Raw genomic sequence first — 13,402 nt, forward strand, 5'->3', positions numbered from 1 at the left:
TTTTTCAAGAAGATTCAAGAGCGGGATCCCCGCTGCGCGAGGATGACGACTCCCAAATTAATAAGCGATTTTCGACTCACCCCGATCAGCAGATATTTATTAATCCGAAATCGCTGCTAACTGATCTGCTTGGTACTCATTCGACAGCGGCTGGATAATGCCATCCAAATCGCCTTGCATTACTGCATCGAGCGAATACAAAGTCAAATTAATACGGTGATCTGTTACGCGGCCTTGCGGGTAATTGTAAGTGCGGATGCGTTCAGAACGATCTCCACTGCCGACAAGACTTTTACGCTCATCCGCCATGGATTTATGCGCAGCTTCTTCTTGCATGGCTTTCAAGCGCGATGCAAGTACACTCATAGCACGTGCACGGTTTTTATGTTGCGAACGTTCGTCCTGACATTCAACAACCAAGCCCGTAGGAATATGTACGATACGTATAGCCGAATCGGTTTTGTTAACGTGCTGACCACCTGCGCCCGATGAACGGAAGGTATCAATACGTAAATCCGCTTTGTTGATATTGATCTCTTCCATTTCATCCGCTTCGGGAATAATTGCTACTGTGCAAGCGGATGTATGAATACGGCCTTGAGTTTCTGTTGCGGGTACACGTTGTACACGGTGAGCGCCCGATTCAAATTTTAATTTTGAGTAAACACCGTTACCTGTAACCAAGGTAATAATTTCTTTGTAACCGCCGTGCTCGCCGTCGCTTTGGCTTAGCACTTCAACACGCCAACCTTGCGATTCAGCGTATTTGGAATACATGCGGAATAAGTCGCCGGAAAAAATAGCCGCTTCATCGCCGCCCGTACCGGCGCGAATTTCCAGGTAGCAGTTTTTCTCGTCGTTGGGATCTTTAGGTAAAAGTAATTTTTGCAATTCGAGTTGTGCAGGCTCAAGTTGAGCTTCACAATCGCGCAACTCTTCTTCCGCCATTTCTTTCATGTCGGCATCGCCATCCACAATTAAATGCTTGGCTTCTTCCATATTATCCAGCAGCTGCAAATAATTTTTGTAGCCAACCACAACCGGTTCCAGCTCAGCATATTCTTTAGAAAGCTCGCGGAATTTATTTTGGTTGTTAATCACATCTGCCTCAGACAAGAGCGCGCTCACTTCTTCGTAGCGTTCTTTAAGGCGATCTAACTTTTCTAAAATCGATGCTTTCATTAAGAATTATGTTCCGTTCCGGTATCGTCTAAATCGTTCGGATTAAGGTCGAACAAAGCGTGGGCCAATTGCACGACCTGAGTTTGGCCGTTGGCACTCGCTTCTTTTAAATGACTGGTGGGTGAATGAATTAATTTGTTCGTGAGGTTGCGCGCCAGTTGCTGCAATACCTGCTCAGGATTTGTGCCTGCTTCCAACGCGGCCATGGCTTTTTGCACTTCGGCATCGCGCAGGGTTTCGGCTTTTTTGCGATAGGCTTTTATAGTTGCCGTCGCATTCAAGGAACGCTGTTGGCGGCGATAAAGCTCTACACCTTCCGCAATAATATCTTCAGCTTTGTCGGCGGCAGCAACGCGGGATTTTTTATTCTCGTCAATCACCGCGTGCAAATCGTCCACGGTGTAGAGATACACATCATCCAACTCACCCACTTGTTCTTCAATGTCGCGCGGTACGGCGATATCGAGCATAAACATGGGTTTGTGTTTGCGCTTTTTCAGCGCTGTTTCAACCGCCCCCTTACCTAATAAAGGCAACTGGCTTGCGGTGGATGAAATAACTATGTCAGCGCGGTGCAAATGCTCTGGAATATCGGCTAGCAAAATCGCCTCACCGTTAAATTCGCGCGCTAAGCGTTGGGCGCGATCGAGCGTACGGTTGGCGACAATAATGCGGTGAATGCCGTGCTGCGCTAAATGACGAGCAACCAGTTCAATGGTTTCACCCGCACCAATCAAAAGCGCCGTGTCTTGTTTTAAATCCGAAAAAATTTGTTGCGCCAAACTCACCGCTGCATAAGCGACGGACACCGGGTTTTCGCCAATGGCCGTTTCAGTGCGCACGCGCTTGGCGATGCTGAACACTTGTTGAAAGGTAGCGTGGAGCTCACCGCCGATGGTGCCTGCATCGCAAGCGACCGAATAGGCAGATTTCATTTGGCCGAGAATTTGTGGCTCGCCGAGCACAAGCGAATCCAATCCGCCCGCTACTTTCATCATGTGGCGCACGGCTTCATCGCCTTGATAGCAGTAATAGCAATGGGCAAGTTCGTCGGGCTTGATTTGGGTATGCGCCACCAGCCATTCCGTCAGCTTTTCCAGCTCTGCGTCTGTTTTGGCGTAGATCTCGGTGCGGTTGCAGGTGGAAAGAATCGCTACTTCGGCCAAACCCGCTTGCTCCACCGCTGATTTCAGCGAGGATTCCACCACCTCTGGCGCAAACGCCATACGCTCGCGAACTGATAGCGAGGCCGTGGTGTGGTTAATGCCAAAAGCGAGTAACGTCATAGGGTCTAAATGAGGGCAGTAGCGCAAAGGGCGGTATTGTCCGGCTCCAGCCGGACTATGACAAGGGGGAATTGGGCGCTAGTGATAAAAAGGGAGGAGGAAATCCAGATCATTGAATTTCCGTATCTTTAGCAAACAGCTCTTTCAATTCCCGGCGACCATCTTCGGCGACTTTAATCATGGCCGCCAAATCGTGCTGTACCACGGACGATTTTTGCAGCATTTGCTCGTCATGCTCACGGAACAAGTCAATGGTGTTTTGCGATTGTCCCTCGGTAAACCCAAGCTCAATCAAGGTTTGGTTGGCGGCCACCAAGCTGGATTCGTATATTTCACGAATGGGGTTTTCCACCCCCAACTCAAGCAGTTGATACACGTGTGCACGGTCGCGCGCCCTTACAATCAGTGCCACATCCGGGTACTTCTCCTTCACCAAGCGAACCACCTTGAGTGATTCTTCAACCCCGTCAACCGCCACCACCAAAACCTTAGCATCGCGGATACCCGCCGCCTCCAGCAAATCGAGTCGCGCTGGGTCGCCGTAATAGCTTTGCACCCCAAATTGCTTGAGGAATTCTATGTGGTCGGCGTTTCTATCCAAGGCGTTATAGGGAATGTTATTGGCTGTGAGGATACGGCCAATAATCTGGCCAAAACGACCGAAGCCGGCGATGATGACCTCGGGCTTATGTTCCTGTGGTTGCTCCAAGGCGGCGAAGGATTCCTTGTGTTTCTCCATATCAGCCAAGGCCTTTTCTTGCAGAGTCGTACGCTGAATCAAGCGCTCAAAGCCAATCACCAATGGCCCGGTTAGCGCCATGGAAATACCCACCACCAGCACCACATAGTTGGTAATGCTTGTCGGCAGGAAGTTAAGCTCCTCGGCGGATGCCATCAATACAAACGCAAACTCACCGCCCTGCGCCAACATAATCCCCAGAAAAATGCCTTCGCGAACCACGCATTGGCGGAATTGAAGGATCAAGGCGATAACGGCGACCTTCACCGCCATCAATGCCAAGGCCAGCGCTAACACTAAAAATGGATGCTCGAACAACAACTTCAGATTCAAGGACATGCCCACAGCGATAAAAAACAACCCGAGCAGCAAGCCTTTAAAGGGTTCTATATCCGCCGCCAGCTGGTGGCGATAGCTGGATTGCGCCAAGAGCAAGCCCGCCAGAAAAGCCCCCAAACTCATGGACAAACCAACGGTTAGCATGAGGAGCGATACCCCAAGTACGATCAATAATCCCGCCGCCGTTAGAATTTCGCGGCTGCCGTATTTGGCGGCCAGTTTTAATAAGGGATTGAAGAGCACACGGGCGGCAACTACCATCCCTAAAACCGTAAGCACCCCCACCCACCAAGGTAAGCGTTCGCCGTGGTTGTTGGCCACCGGCGCCCAACTGGCGAGCAGAAGCAAAATGGGGATGACCGCCATATCTTGCGAAAGCAGTATGGAGAAGCCTTTGCGCCCCAGCGGCAAACCCATGATTTTTTGTTCTTCCATCATAGGGACTGCGAAGGCGGTAGATGACAAAGCCAAGGTCAAACCCAACACAAAGGCTTGTTGCTTGGTGAGCGACATTTCGGACGAAAACGAAAATATCAGCAGAAGTAAAGCAGCAATCGCCAGTGCGCTGAGCAATATTTGCGCACCACCCAATAAACCCACTTCGTAACGGCTCTTCCATAATTGCTCTGGGTTGAGTTCCAAACCAATGACGAAGAGCAACATCACCACACCGAATTCAGAGAGGTGCATGGCGGTTTCGGTTTCAAAAATCAAACCCAAAACCTGTGGGCCAATCACAACGCCCGCCACCAAATACCCCAAAATGGCGCCCAAACCCCAACGCCTGAAAACCGGTACTGCAACAACTGCCGCTAACAAATAGTAAATGGCATGCAGCAAAGTTTGATGATGATCCACCAATGACTCCCAATTCGTTTATAGTGAGAAAGGCTACAGAATATATCACTCGCGCTAAATCGCACGGATGTTTATTATGTGCGCCCTGTTCCACAGCCGAATTCGCACGCACCTGTGCAGCGCTTTTACGGCTTGCTGGCATTTGAATTCAGGTTGAAAAGTCTTCACATATTTCGATGAAACTGAGCCCAACGACATTGCTCACCTCGCTGCTCGGCTATGCCTGCGCATATAGCTTTAGTGCGGCAGTTTACGCGCAAACCGGTACAACACCTGTTTCACCCAGCAAACCCATCGAACGCAAATTTTCAGCCGATACGCTTTACTCCTTACTCGCTGCTGAAATTGCAGGTAGCCGTCAGCAATACGATCTAGCGCTCGCCAATTACACCCAGCAAGCCCGCGTCACACGCGACCCACAAGTTGCCGCACGCGCCACCATGATTGCCCGCTATTTAGGTGCAACACAAACCGCGCTGGAAATGTCACTGCTTTGGGCCGAACGCGCACCCAAAGATAAAGAAGCTTTAGCCAATGCATCACTCGGGCTTATGCAAACCAATCGTTTGCAGGAGGCCTTTGAAATGTCGCGTCGTTTGTATTTGGCGGGTGGCGAGCCGCTGTTTCAAAATATCGCAGCCAATGCAGAAAGTTTGACCAAACCCGCACGTGAACGCTTGTTGCAAAGTTTTAAAAATTTATTACCGCGCTACAACCGGGATGAACAATTGCTGGTTGGCATCGGCGTGCTTTTACAGCAGCAACATAGCTTTGACGAAGCTATGACTTACACACAAAAAGCGCTCGCACTTTACCCGCGCAGTATTCCGGCTGCTGTCTTAGAAGCTAATTTGTTGCACGAATTAAAACGCGACCGCGAAGCCATCGCAAAAATGGCTGAGCTGTTAACCTTTTATCCCGACAATATCAGCTTGCGCAATCAATACGCGCAGATTCTTACGCATTACGATTTAGCGCTCGCGCAGCAACAATTTGCCATTATTGCCAAGCAGCAACCTAAAAATGCCGACGCGGTTTTATCGCTCGGCATCATCGCCATGGAGCGCAAAGATTACAAAGCCGCGAGCCGTGCGTTTGAAAAGCTGTTGGATGAAGAACAACACTCCTCCACGGCGCATTATTATTTAGGCCGCTTGGCGGAAGCTCAGCAAAATTGGCAGGAAGCGATTTTTAATTATCTTCAAGTTGAACGCGGCAATGATTTTTTGTCAGCGACAATTAGTTTGTTGGATATTTTTATCAAACAGGGCGATTTCATTAGCGCGCAACAACATATAAACCGCGTGCGCATACGCTTCCCCGATCAAGCGGAAAGCTTGTATTTGCTGCATTCACAAGCGCTGATTAAACGCAATTATTGGGTAGAAGGCGAAAAAACATTAAACGACGCTTTAGCAACTCTGCCGAACAACAGCAAATTACTTTATGCGCGGGCGATGCTGTATATCCAACGCAATCAACGCGCGGATGCCGAGCGAGATTTACGCCAAATTTTACAAAACGAACCTGATAACGCCGTCGCACTCAACTCACTGGGTTACATGCTGACCGATGACAGCCAGCGCTACCGCGAAGCCGAAGAGTTACTCACCAAAGCGCATAATCTCAAGCCGGATGATCCGGTCATCATCGACAGCCTTGGCTGGCTACATTACCGTTTGGGCAATTACACAGACGCTATTCGCGAATTGCGTCAGGCTTACACCAGCTATCAAGAACCTGCCGTTGCGGCGCACTTGGGCGAAGTGCTCTGGGTGACGGGCGCGCGAGAAGAAGCGCGCGCCATTTGGCAGGAGGGCATCAAACAAGCGCCCGACGATCAAACCATTCCCGCGACCATGAAACGGCTTAAAGCCGAATAGAGTTATTAATGAAGGCTTTTTCCTCTTTCGCGTATCTGTTATTCATCTCTTTGCTTATTAGCGGCTGTGCGCACAAAGCACCACGCCCTATGCTCAGTGAAGATTGGCAAAGCCATGTCGAACAATTGTTACCGCTGCAAAAATGGCAACTCACCGGAAAGCTGGCTGTAAAAGTGCCCAACGATGGCGGCAGCATGAGCCTTTTGTGGCAACAGCAACCCAAAGAGTTCAGTTTGGATTTCACGGGTCCGTTTGGGCAAAACCTTCTGTCTATTAAAGGTCAGGGCAAAACCGTTACCCTCAGCGAGCCAGACCACGCACCTATCACCGCCGGAACCGCCGAAGAACTCATTCGCCGCAATACCGGCTGGCACATTCCCGTTAGCCAACTGACCTATTGGGTGCGCGGGCTGCCAGACCCAAGCGCACGCGTTCATTCGTTCGAAACCAATGCCCAAGGCCTGCCCGCGCAAATTGAACAGTTAGACTGGAAAATTACCTACAACGAATACATGAGCGTTCCTACGAGCAAGGGCGAAGTAACAATGCCCAAACGGGTTGTGGCTGAATACAAAGATATTCGCCTAACCATGGTTATCCGCGACTGGCAGATGGAAGCTGCGCTATGAGTCACGCCAATGTCTCAAAAGGAACGCTCGAACTGCTCTCCCCCGCCAAGCTCAACCTGTTTTTACATATTACGGGCCGGCGCCCGGATGGTTACCACAATCTGCAAACCTTGTTTCAACTGCTCAACTACGGCGACACCTTGCGTTTTAAAGTGCGTACCGATGGCGAAGTCACACTGACGCCTGCCATTCCCGGCGTTGCTTTTGAAGACAACCTCATTATTAAAGCGGTACGCATTTTTCAAAAATACACGGGATCAACCCAAGGGGTGGATATAGAGCTGGAGAAACGCTTACCCATGGGCGGAGGAATTGGTGGCGGCAGCAGCAACGCCGCCACCACTCTGGTGGCGCTTAATTACCTGTGGCAATGCGGTTTAACCGGCACCCAACTTCAGCAGCTTGGCTTGCAGCTGGGAGCCGATGTTCCCGTGTTTGTAAACGCGCAAACTGCATGGGCGGAAGGCGTTGGCGAAGCACTCCAACCCATTGAAATGCCTCAAAATTGGTTCTTAGTTGTGCAACCTGATTGCCATGTATCCACGCAGCAGATTTTTTCACATAAAGATTTGACAAGAGACTCGCCGAACATTAAAGTGGCGGCCTTTCTTGAGCAGGGTGGCGAAAATGCCTGCCAAGCCTTAGTTAGAAGGCTTTATCCGCAAGTTGATGAAGCACTAAACTGGTTTGCAGAACACGGCCACTCAGCAAAGTTAACGGGAACCGGCGCGTGCGTTTTTACGCAGTTCGCAACGGCAGAAGAAGCGCGAAAAGTGCTTCAATGTTTACCTAAACATCTGCCCGGTTTTGTAGCCCAAGGCGTAAATCAATCGCCGCTCTACAAACTGCTTCCCGGCAACGATTAATCAAGTACAACAGGGGCGTCGCCAAGTGGTAAGGCAGCGGGTTTTGATCCCGCCATTCGTAGGTTCGAGTCCTTCCGCCCCTGCCATTTTCTAGAGTCATTGTTCGGTATATACCCGTTCATCATGAAGCAACAACAATGATCTCATCATCTATATTCACCTACTCCAATTCAACATACGCAACTGAATTAGCGAGTAGCTCCCTGGAATCTCCAAGGGTAAAAAACTCTGATTCGCCTATGGCATTTCCTATGGCGATCAAAGCAGCCTCCATCGGCATAGCTATCCAATTCAACTCCAGCAATCACAAAGGTGTCTGACGTGACTGACTTCATGGTCTTTACCGGTAACGCTAACCCTGATTTGGCTCATAAAATTGTTAATGAACTCGGCTTAACGCTGGGTGATGCCTCGGTAGATCAATTCTCCGACGGTGAAATTGCTGTTGAATTAAATGTAAATGTGCGTGGTCGCGATGTGTTTGTGGTTCAACCCACCTGCGCGCCAACCAACGACAACCTGATGGAACTGATCGTGATGGTGGACGCACTGCGTCGTGCCTCCGCTGGCCGTATCACCGCTGTAGTGCCCTACTTCGGTTACGCCCGTCAGGATCGCCGCGTACGTTCAGCGCGTGTACCCATTACCGCAAAAGTGGTTGCGGATATGATGGTTGGCGTTGGTGTAGATCGTGTTCTGACTGTTGACCTGCACGCCGAGCAAATCCAGGGCTTCTTCGATGTTCCTGTAGATAACGTCTACGGCTCACCGGTTTTGCTCGAAGACATAGAGCAACAAAAATTTGAAAACCTGATTGTGGTATCACCCGACATCGGCGGTGTAGTTCGCGCACGTGCGGTAGCAAAACAATTAGGCATTGATTTGGCGATCATCGATAAACGCCGCCCACGCGCAAACGTGGCCGAAGTCATGCACATTATCGGTGAAATTGAAGGCCGCACCTGTTTGTTGGTTGACGACATGGTGGATACTGCAGGCACTTTGTGTAGCGCCGCTAAAGCTTTGAAAGAACACGGCGCAAAACGCGTAGTTGCCTACGCAACTCACCCGGTGCTGTCAGGTAAGGCCGTTGAAAATTTGAATAACTCAGTGCTGGATGAATTGGTCGTTACCGACTCTATTCCACTGAGTGATGCGATAAAAAGCTGTGCCAAAGTGCGCCAGCTGACTTTATCCAGAATGCTCGCGGAAGCTATGCGCCGCTTGAGCAATGAAGAATCCCTGAGCGCGATGTTTCGTTAAACTCCGCTTCGGTAAACCACCGCAAGACATTCGTCGCGCGGTTTTTAAAACCTGCCAAGTTCTGGTCGCGGATTTGGCAAATTGAGGAAGTAACCATGTCTCAAGAAGACTTTAAATTAGATGCAACAGCCCGTAACGACTTGGGGAAAGGTGCGAGCCGCCGCCTGCGTCGTTTGGCTGACCAAGTTCCAGGTGTTGTATACGGTGGCAATATTGCCCCAATCAGCATCAGCGTTTCTCACAACGAATTGTTGAAGCACTTGGAACACGAAGCGTTTTACTCACACATCATCAGCCTGAGCGTTGATGGCGTTGCGCAAGACGTAATCCTGAAAGACTTGCAACGTCACCCAGCCAAGCCAGTTGTATTGCACGCAGATTTCTTGCGTATCGATCGCAACACTCGCTTGACCACTCACGTACCTCTGCACTTCATCAACGAAGCAACCAGCAAAGGCGTGAAAATCCAAGGCGGTAAAGTTGTTCACAACATTACCTCTATCGACGTTTCTTGCTTGCCACACAACTTGCCTGAGTACATCGAAGTTGACTTGGCTAACGCTGAAATCGGCACCATCATCCACATCTCTGATCTTAAATTGCCAAGCGGCGTTACTTCTGTTGCTCTGTCTCACGGCGCAGATCACGATTTGGCTGTTGCCACTATCGTTAAGCCGAAAGGCGCTACTGAAGAAGCTGCTGCAGAGTAATTTTTCGGTTGCAGAAAAAGGGGCAGAGGATTTATCTTCTGCCCCTTTTTTTATGTAGAAAATTGGCGAGAAATCACAATGACCAACACCCCCATCCAACTTATTGTCGGCCTTGGCAACCCTGGTGCCGAATACGATCGCACTCGCCATAACGCCGGTGCGGATTTTGTTGCAGAGCTTGCTCGCCAAGCCGGAGTCAATTTGGTTGCAGATGGAAAATATTTTGGCCTTACCGCTCGCATTAATTACCAAGGCAAAGACCTTCGCCTGCTAATCCCTACCACTTACATGAACCGTAGCGGGCAATCTGTGGGAGCCATGGCAAACTTTTTCAAAATAGAACCCGCCGCAATTTTGGTCGCGCATGACGAATTGGATCTCGCACCCGGCGTAGCACGTTTTAAACACGGCGGTGGCCACGGCGGCCACAATGGTTTGCGCGATATCATCAGCGCCTTGGGCAATAACCAAAACTTTCCGCGCTTACGTTTGGGCATTGGCCACCCGGGTGCAGCACCGCTCGTTGCCAACTTCGTGCTAAAACGCGCACCGCAAGCCGAGCAGGAATTGATTGACGATGCCATCTACCGCGCAACCAAATGCTTGCCAGACGCCGTTAAAGGCGACTGGAATAGCGCCATGAAAAACCTGCACACAGAACCCAAAAAATAGCACCATCCAAAACCGGGGATTTTGAGCCAAGGGTTTCAATAATCCCCTGCCAACCATGTATAATCGCGCCCTCTCGTTTTACCCCCTTTTTCATTTCATAGCGGATCAGCATCATGGGCTTCAATTGCGGCATCGTCGGCCTTCCCAACGTCGGCAAATCAACACTGTTTAACGCACTTACCAACGCGGGTATCAGCGCTGAAAACTTTCCTTTCTGCACCATTGAACCTAACGCGGGCATTGTGACCGTACCCGATCCACGCATGGACGTTCTGGCGGATATCGTTAAGCCTGAAAAAGTCATCGCCACCACTATGGAGTTTATCGACATCGCCGGGATTGTGGCGGGCGCATCCAAAGGTGAAGGCTTGGGCAACAAGTTCCTCGCTAACATTCGCGAAACCGATGCAATTGCGCACGTTGTGCGCTGCTTTGATGACGATAATGTTATCCACGTTGCCAACGGCGTTAACCCAGCTGCCGATATTGAAGTGATTAACACCGAACTCGCGCTCGCCGATTTGGAAGCCGTTGATAAAGCACTCAACCGCTACGCCAAAGCCGCCAAAGGTCAAGACAAACATGCCATGGCAATGAAAGTGATTTTGGAAAAAATTCTGCCGCATTTGAATGAAGCAAAACCGCTGCGCTCTTTCCCGCTCGATAAGGATGAGATCGCCATGCTGAAAGAAATTAATTTGCTCACACTCAAACCAACCATGTACATCGCTAACGTATCGGAAGATGGTTTTGAAAATAATCCGCATTTGGATGTGGTGAAAAAAATCGCCGCCGAAGAGAAATCCGTTGTGGTTCCCATCTGCAACAAATTAGAGGCAGATATTGCCGAACTTGAAGGCGACGACAAAAAAGAATTCCTAGCCGAAATGGGCATGGAAGAACCGGGCTTGAACCGCGTAATTCGCGCAGGCTACCAATTATTGGGTTTGCAAACTTATTTCACTGCAGGCGTTAAAGAAGTGCGCGCCTGGACAATCCCTGTTGGCGCAACTGCGCCACAAGCAGCTGGTAAAATCCACACCGATTTTGAAAAAGGTTTTATTCGCGCGGAAACAATTGCATATGAAGACTTTGTGCAATACAAAGGTGAGCAAGGCGCTAAAAACGCGGGTAAAGCGCGTAAAGAAGGTAAAGAGTACATTGTGAAAGATGGCGATGTAATGCACTTTCTTTTCAACGTGTAATGATTTTCGGAAGCCGCACCTAGTGCGGCTTTTTTGTAACCGCTATTTTCATCACCCTATCCTGTTTTATTTATATCGGTGATTTTTTGAAACTCCTCGACGCCAGTCTCGCACAGCACATTGACTACAAACGCTTTTGGTATAGCCAGATTTTGTCGTTTATGGCCAACCAAATTGTAATGATGGCTCTGGGCTGGCATTTATATACCCTCACCCACAGCGCATTGAGCCTTGGTTATTTGGGGCTGGTGCTTTTTTTACCGCAAGTCTTATTGGTTTTAGTGGTAGGGCAAGTTGCCGATCGCTTTAATCGTCGCAAAATTATTTTGATTACCCAGTTTTTAGAAGCAACGATTTCATTAACACTCTGCGCGAGTGTTGTCTTTGGTATTGAATCCTCTCGCTGGATATTTGCCGCTGCTTTTTGTATTGGCAGCGTGCGCGCTTTTCAAGGGCCGGCGCTGCAAGCGCTCTTGCCTAACTTAGTGGGATTGGACTTGTTACCTAAAGCAATCGCGCTAGGTTCCGCTTCACGTCAATTCGCCACCATAGCCGGGCCGGCATTGGGTGGTTTGTTATTTTTAGGCGGCATTACTTTTGTTTATGCGTCGAGCGGTTTGTTTTTTATCATTGCCTTTACGCAAATATTTTCCATCAAGTATGTTGAACAACGCCCCCAAAACGCGCCCGTAAGGTGGCAAGTGTTAACCGCGGGCATTCAATTTATTTGGCAGCGTAAAGTTGTTTTGGGTGCGATATCGCTGGATTTATTTTCGGTTTTACTCGGCGGTGCAACGGCATTGCTGCCTATTTATGCCGAGCAAATTTTACACGTCGGTGCCGTTGGCCTCGGCTTTTTACGCGCTGGGCCTGCCATAGGTGCGCTGTTTCTCGCTGTGTATTTATCGCGCTACCCGCTGCAAAAAAACGCAGGCAGAACCATGTTTATTTGCGTGACGATTTTTGGAATCACGACATTAATTTTTGGTTTGTCGGAATGGTTTCTCCTATCGCTAACAGCGCTGATTGTTATGGGTGCCGCAGATATGGTGAGTGTTGTGATTCGCTCAACACTCGTTCAACTACAAACGCCTAATGACATGCGTGGACGCGTAGGCGCGGTGAATTCCATTTTTATTGGCGCATCCAATCAACTTGGGGAATTTGAATCTGGCGTAACGGCGGAATGGTTGGGCGTTGTACCCGCTGTGGTGGCGGGAGGAATTGGCACCCTGTTGGTGGTGGCTATGTGGCTTAAATTATTCCCCGAGCTTTATGCTTGGGGAAAGATTGAAGCCTCAGATAAAGCGAACTAGAAATGCCTTAGTTCACCTTTCTCTGATTATGACTCGATAGTAGTGGCTTGCCCTTCTGACTCCATTAACGCAGCAATTACCTCCGGCACAAAGGGGCGGCCGCGTTCATTCAAAGACGTACCTGTAATCTTGCCCGACAACATCAACTTGTGGTCTTTTTTGCGATAGATGTTTTGCAGAAAATCAAAACGCACACGCGATGATTGCACCACCACCGTGTCTACATAAAACTCATCACCACTCACCAGCGGCGCTTTGTAATCCAACTCGGCGCGCAGTACAACCAAATTAATTTTTTGACGCGTCAGCTCCGCAAAATCCACACCGCGCGACAATAAAAATTCGTGACGCGTGTGCTCCAAATAATTTTGGTAAACGCTGTTGTTCACTATGCCCTGCATATCGCATTCATAGTCGCGCACTTTAAAATCAAGGGTAAATATTGCCATTTTTA

At 49.5% G+C, this 13,402-nt stretch carries 12 protein-coding genes and 1 tRNA gene; 9 read left to right on the plus strand and 4 right to left on the minus strand.

The features are described from left to right. Positions 1-99 precede the first annotated feature (99 nt). The 3 genes from prfA to U1F02_RS14910 form a co-directional block, all read right to left on the minus strand. Entirely contained in the window at positions 100-1,182 is a 1,083-nt protein-coding gene (gene prfA, locus U1F02_RS14900) for a peptide chain release factor 1 (RefSeq protein WP_409991206.1), read from the minus strand. After that, positions 1,182-2,468 (minus strand): glutamyl-tRNA reductase, encoded by a 1,287-nt coding sequence (gene hemA / locus U1F02_RS14905; RefSeq protein WP_409991207.1) that lies wholly within the window; start codon positions 2,466-2,468, stop codon positions 1,182-1,184. Before hemA ends, prfA begins: the two co-directional genes overlap by 1 nt. Before the next feature lie 109 nt (positions 2,469-2,577). Then, a complete protein-coding gene (locus U1F02_RS14910; protein WP_409991208.1) occupies positions 2,578-4,404 on the minus strand; it encodes a cation:proton antiporter in 1,827 nt (608 codons plus the stop codon). A gap of 176 nt (positions 4,405-4,580) precedes the next feature. Between U1F02_RS14910 and U1F02_RS14915 the strand changes: the two genes are divergently transcribed. The 9 genes from U1F02_RS14915 to U1F02_RS14955 all read left to right on the plus strand — a co-directional run bounded on the left by U1F02_RS14915 (position 4,581) and on the right by U1F02_RS14955 (position 12,948). After that, positions 4,581-6,287, plus strand: a complete 1,707-nt coding sequence (locus tag U1F02_RS14915; protein ID WP_409991209.1) for a tetratricopeptide repeat protein — start codon at positions 4,581-4,583, stop codon at positions 6,285-6,287. Positions 6,288-6,295: 8 nt separating this feature from the next. Beyond that, on the plus strand, positions 6,296-6,916 hold the full coding sequence (lolB, locus tag U1F02_RS14920; protein WP_409991210.1) for a lipoprotein insertase outer membrane protein LolB: 621 nt from the start codon (positions 6,296-6,298) through the stop codon (positions 6,914-6,916). Further along, positions 6,913-7,782, plus strand: coding sequence for a 4-(cytidine 5'-diphospho)-2-C-methyl-D-erythritol kinase (gene ispE, locus U1F02_RS14925; RefSeq protein ID WP_409991211.1), 870 nt, complete (start codon positions 6,913-6,915; stop codon positions 7,780-7,782). The genes lolB and ispE overlap by 4 nt, the downstream gene beginning before the upstream one ends. Positions 7,783-7,793: 11 nt before the next feature. Further along, a tRNA-Gln gene (locus tag U1F02_RS14930) sits at positions 7,794-7,868 on the plus strand. Positions 7,869-8,103: 235 nt separating this feature from the next. Then, the gene (locus tag U1F02_RS14935; protein WP_409991212.1) at positions 8,104-9,045 is read left to right on the plus strand and encodes a ribose-phosphate pyrophosphokinase; all 942 of its coding nucleotides are present in this window, start codon (positions 8,104-8,106) and stop codon (positions 9,043-9,045) included. A 95-nt stretch (positions 9,046-9,140) separates the two neighbouring features. Continuing rightward, positions 9,141-9,755, plus strand: a complete 615-nt coding sequence (locus U1F02_RS14940; RefSeq protein ID WP_409991213.1) for a 50S ribosomal protein L25/general stress protein Ctc — start codon at positions 9,141-9,143, stop codon at positions 9,753-9,755. 78 nt (positions 9,756-9,833) lie between these two features. Beyond that, positions 9,834-10,427, plus strand: a complete 594-nt coding sequence (gene pth, locus U1F02_RS14945; RefSeq protein ID WP_409991214.1) for an aminoacyl-tRNA hydrolase — start codon at positions 9,834-9,836, stop codon at positions 10,425-10,427. Between the two features lie 113 nt (positions 10,428-10,540). Beyond that, positions 10,541-11,632, plus strand: a complete 1,092-nt coding sequence (gene ychF, locus U1F02_RS14950) for a redox-regulated ATPase YchF (protein WP_409991215.1) — start codon at positions 10,541-10,543, stop codon at positions 11,630-11,632. An 86-nt stretch (positions 11,633-11,718) separates the two neighbouring features. After that, positions 11,719-12,948: an MFS transporter gene (locus tag U1F02_RS14955; RefSeq protein WP_409991216.1), complete on the plus strand. Its 1,230-nt coding sequence runs from the start codon at positions 11,719-11,721 to the stop codon at positions 12,946-12,948. A gap of 26 nt (positions 12,949-12,974) precedes the next feature. Here the strand turns inward: U1F02_RS14955 and U1F02_RS14960 are convergent, their stop codons facing one another. Then, positions 12,975-13,397: an acyl-CoA thioesterase gene (locus U1F02_RS14960; protein ID WP_409991217.1), complete on the minus strand. Its 423-nt coding sequence runs from the start codon at positions 13,395-13,397 to the stop codon at positions 12,975-12,977. Between the last annotated feature and the right edge of the window lie 5 nt (positions 13,398-13,402).

It is taken from the genome of Cellvibrio sp. (assembly GCF_046347455.1).
Lineage (GTDB): Bacteria > Pseudomonadota > Gammaproteobacteria > Pseudomonadales > Cellvibrionaceae > Cellvibrio.

Coding starts and splice junctions, on each gene's coding strand:
- prfA (WP_409991206.1), bottom strand. CDS start 1,182: ATGAAAGCATCGATTTTAGAAAAGTTAGATCGCCTTAAAGAACGCTAC.
- U1F02_RS14940 (WP_409991213.1), top strand. CDS start 9,141: ATGTCTCAAGAAGACTTTAAATTAGATGCAACAGCCCGTAACGACTTG.
- pth (WP_409991214.1), top strand. CDS start 9,834: ATGACCAACACCCCCATCCAACTTATTGTCGGCCTTGGCAACCCTGGT.
- U1F02_RS14960 (WP_409991217.1), bottom strand. CDS start 13,397: ATGGCAATATTTACCCTTGATTTTAAAGTGCGCGACTATGAATGCGAT.
- hemA (WP_409991207.1), bottom strand. CDS start 2,468: ATGACGTTACTCGCTTTTGGCATTAACCACACCACGGCCTCGCTATCA.
- U1F02_RS14915 (WP_409991209.1), top strand. CDS start 4,581: ATGAAACTGAGCCCAACGACATTGCTCACCTCGCTGCTCGGCTATGCC.
- lolB (WP_409991210.1), top strand. CDS start 6,296: ATGAAGGCTTTTTCCTCTTTCGCGTATCTGTTATTCATCTCTTTGCTT.
- ychF (WP_409991215.1), top strand. CDS start 10,541: ATGGGCTTCAATTGCGGCATCGTCGGCCTTCCCAACGTCGGCAAATCA.
- ispE (WP_409991211.1), top strand. CDS start 6,913: ATGAGTCACGCCAATGTCTCAAAAGGAACGCTCGAACTGCTCTCCCCC.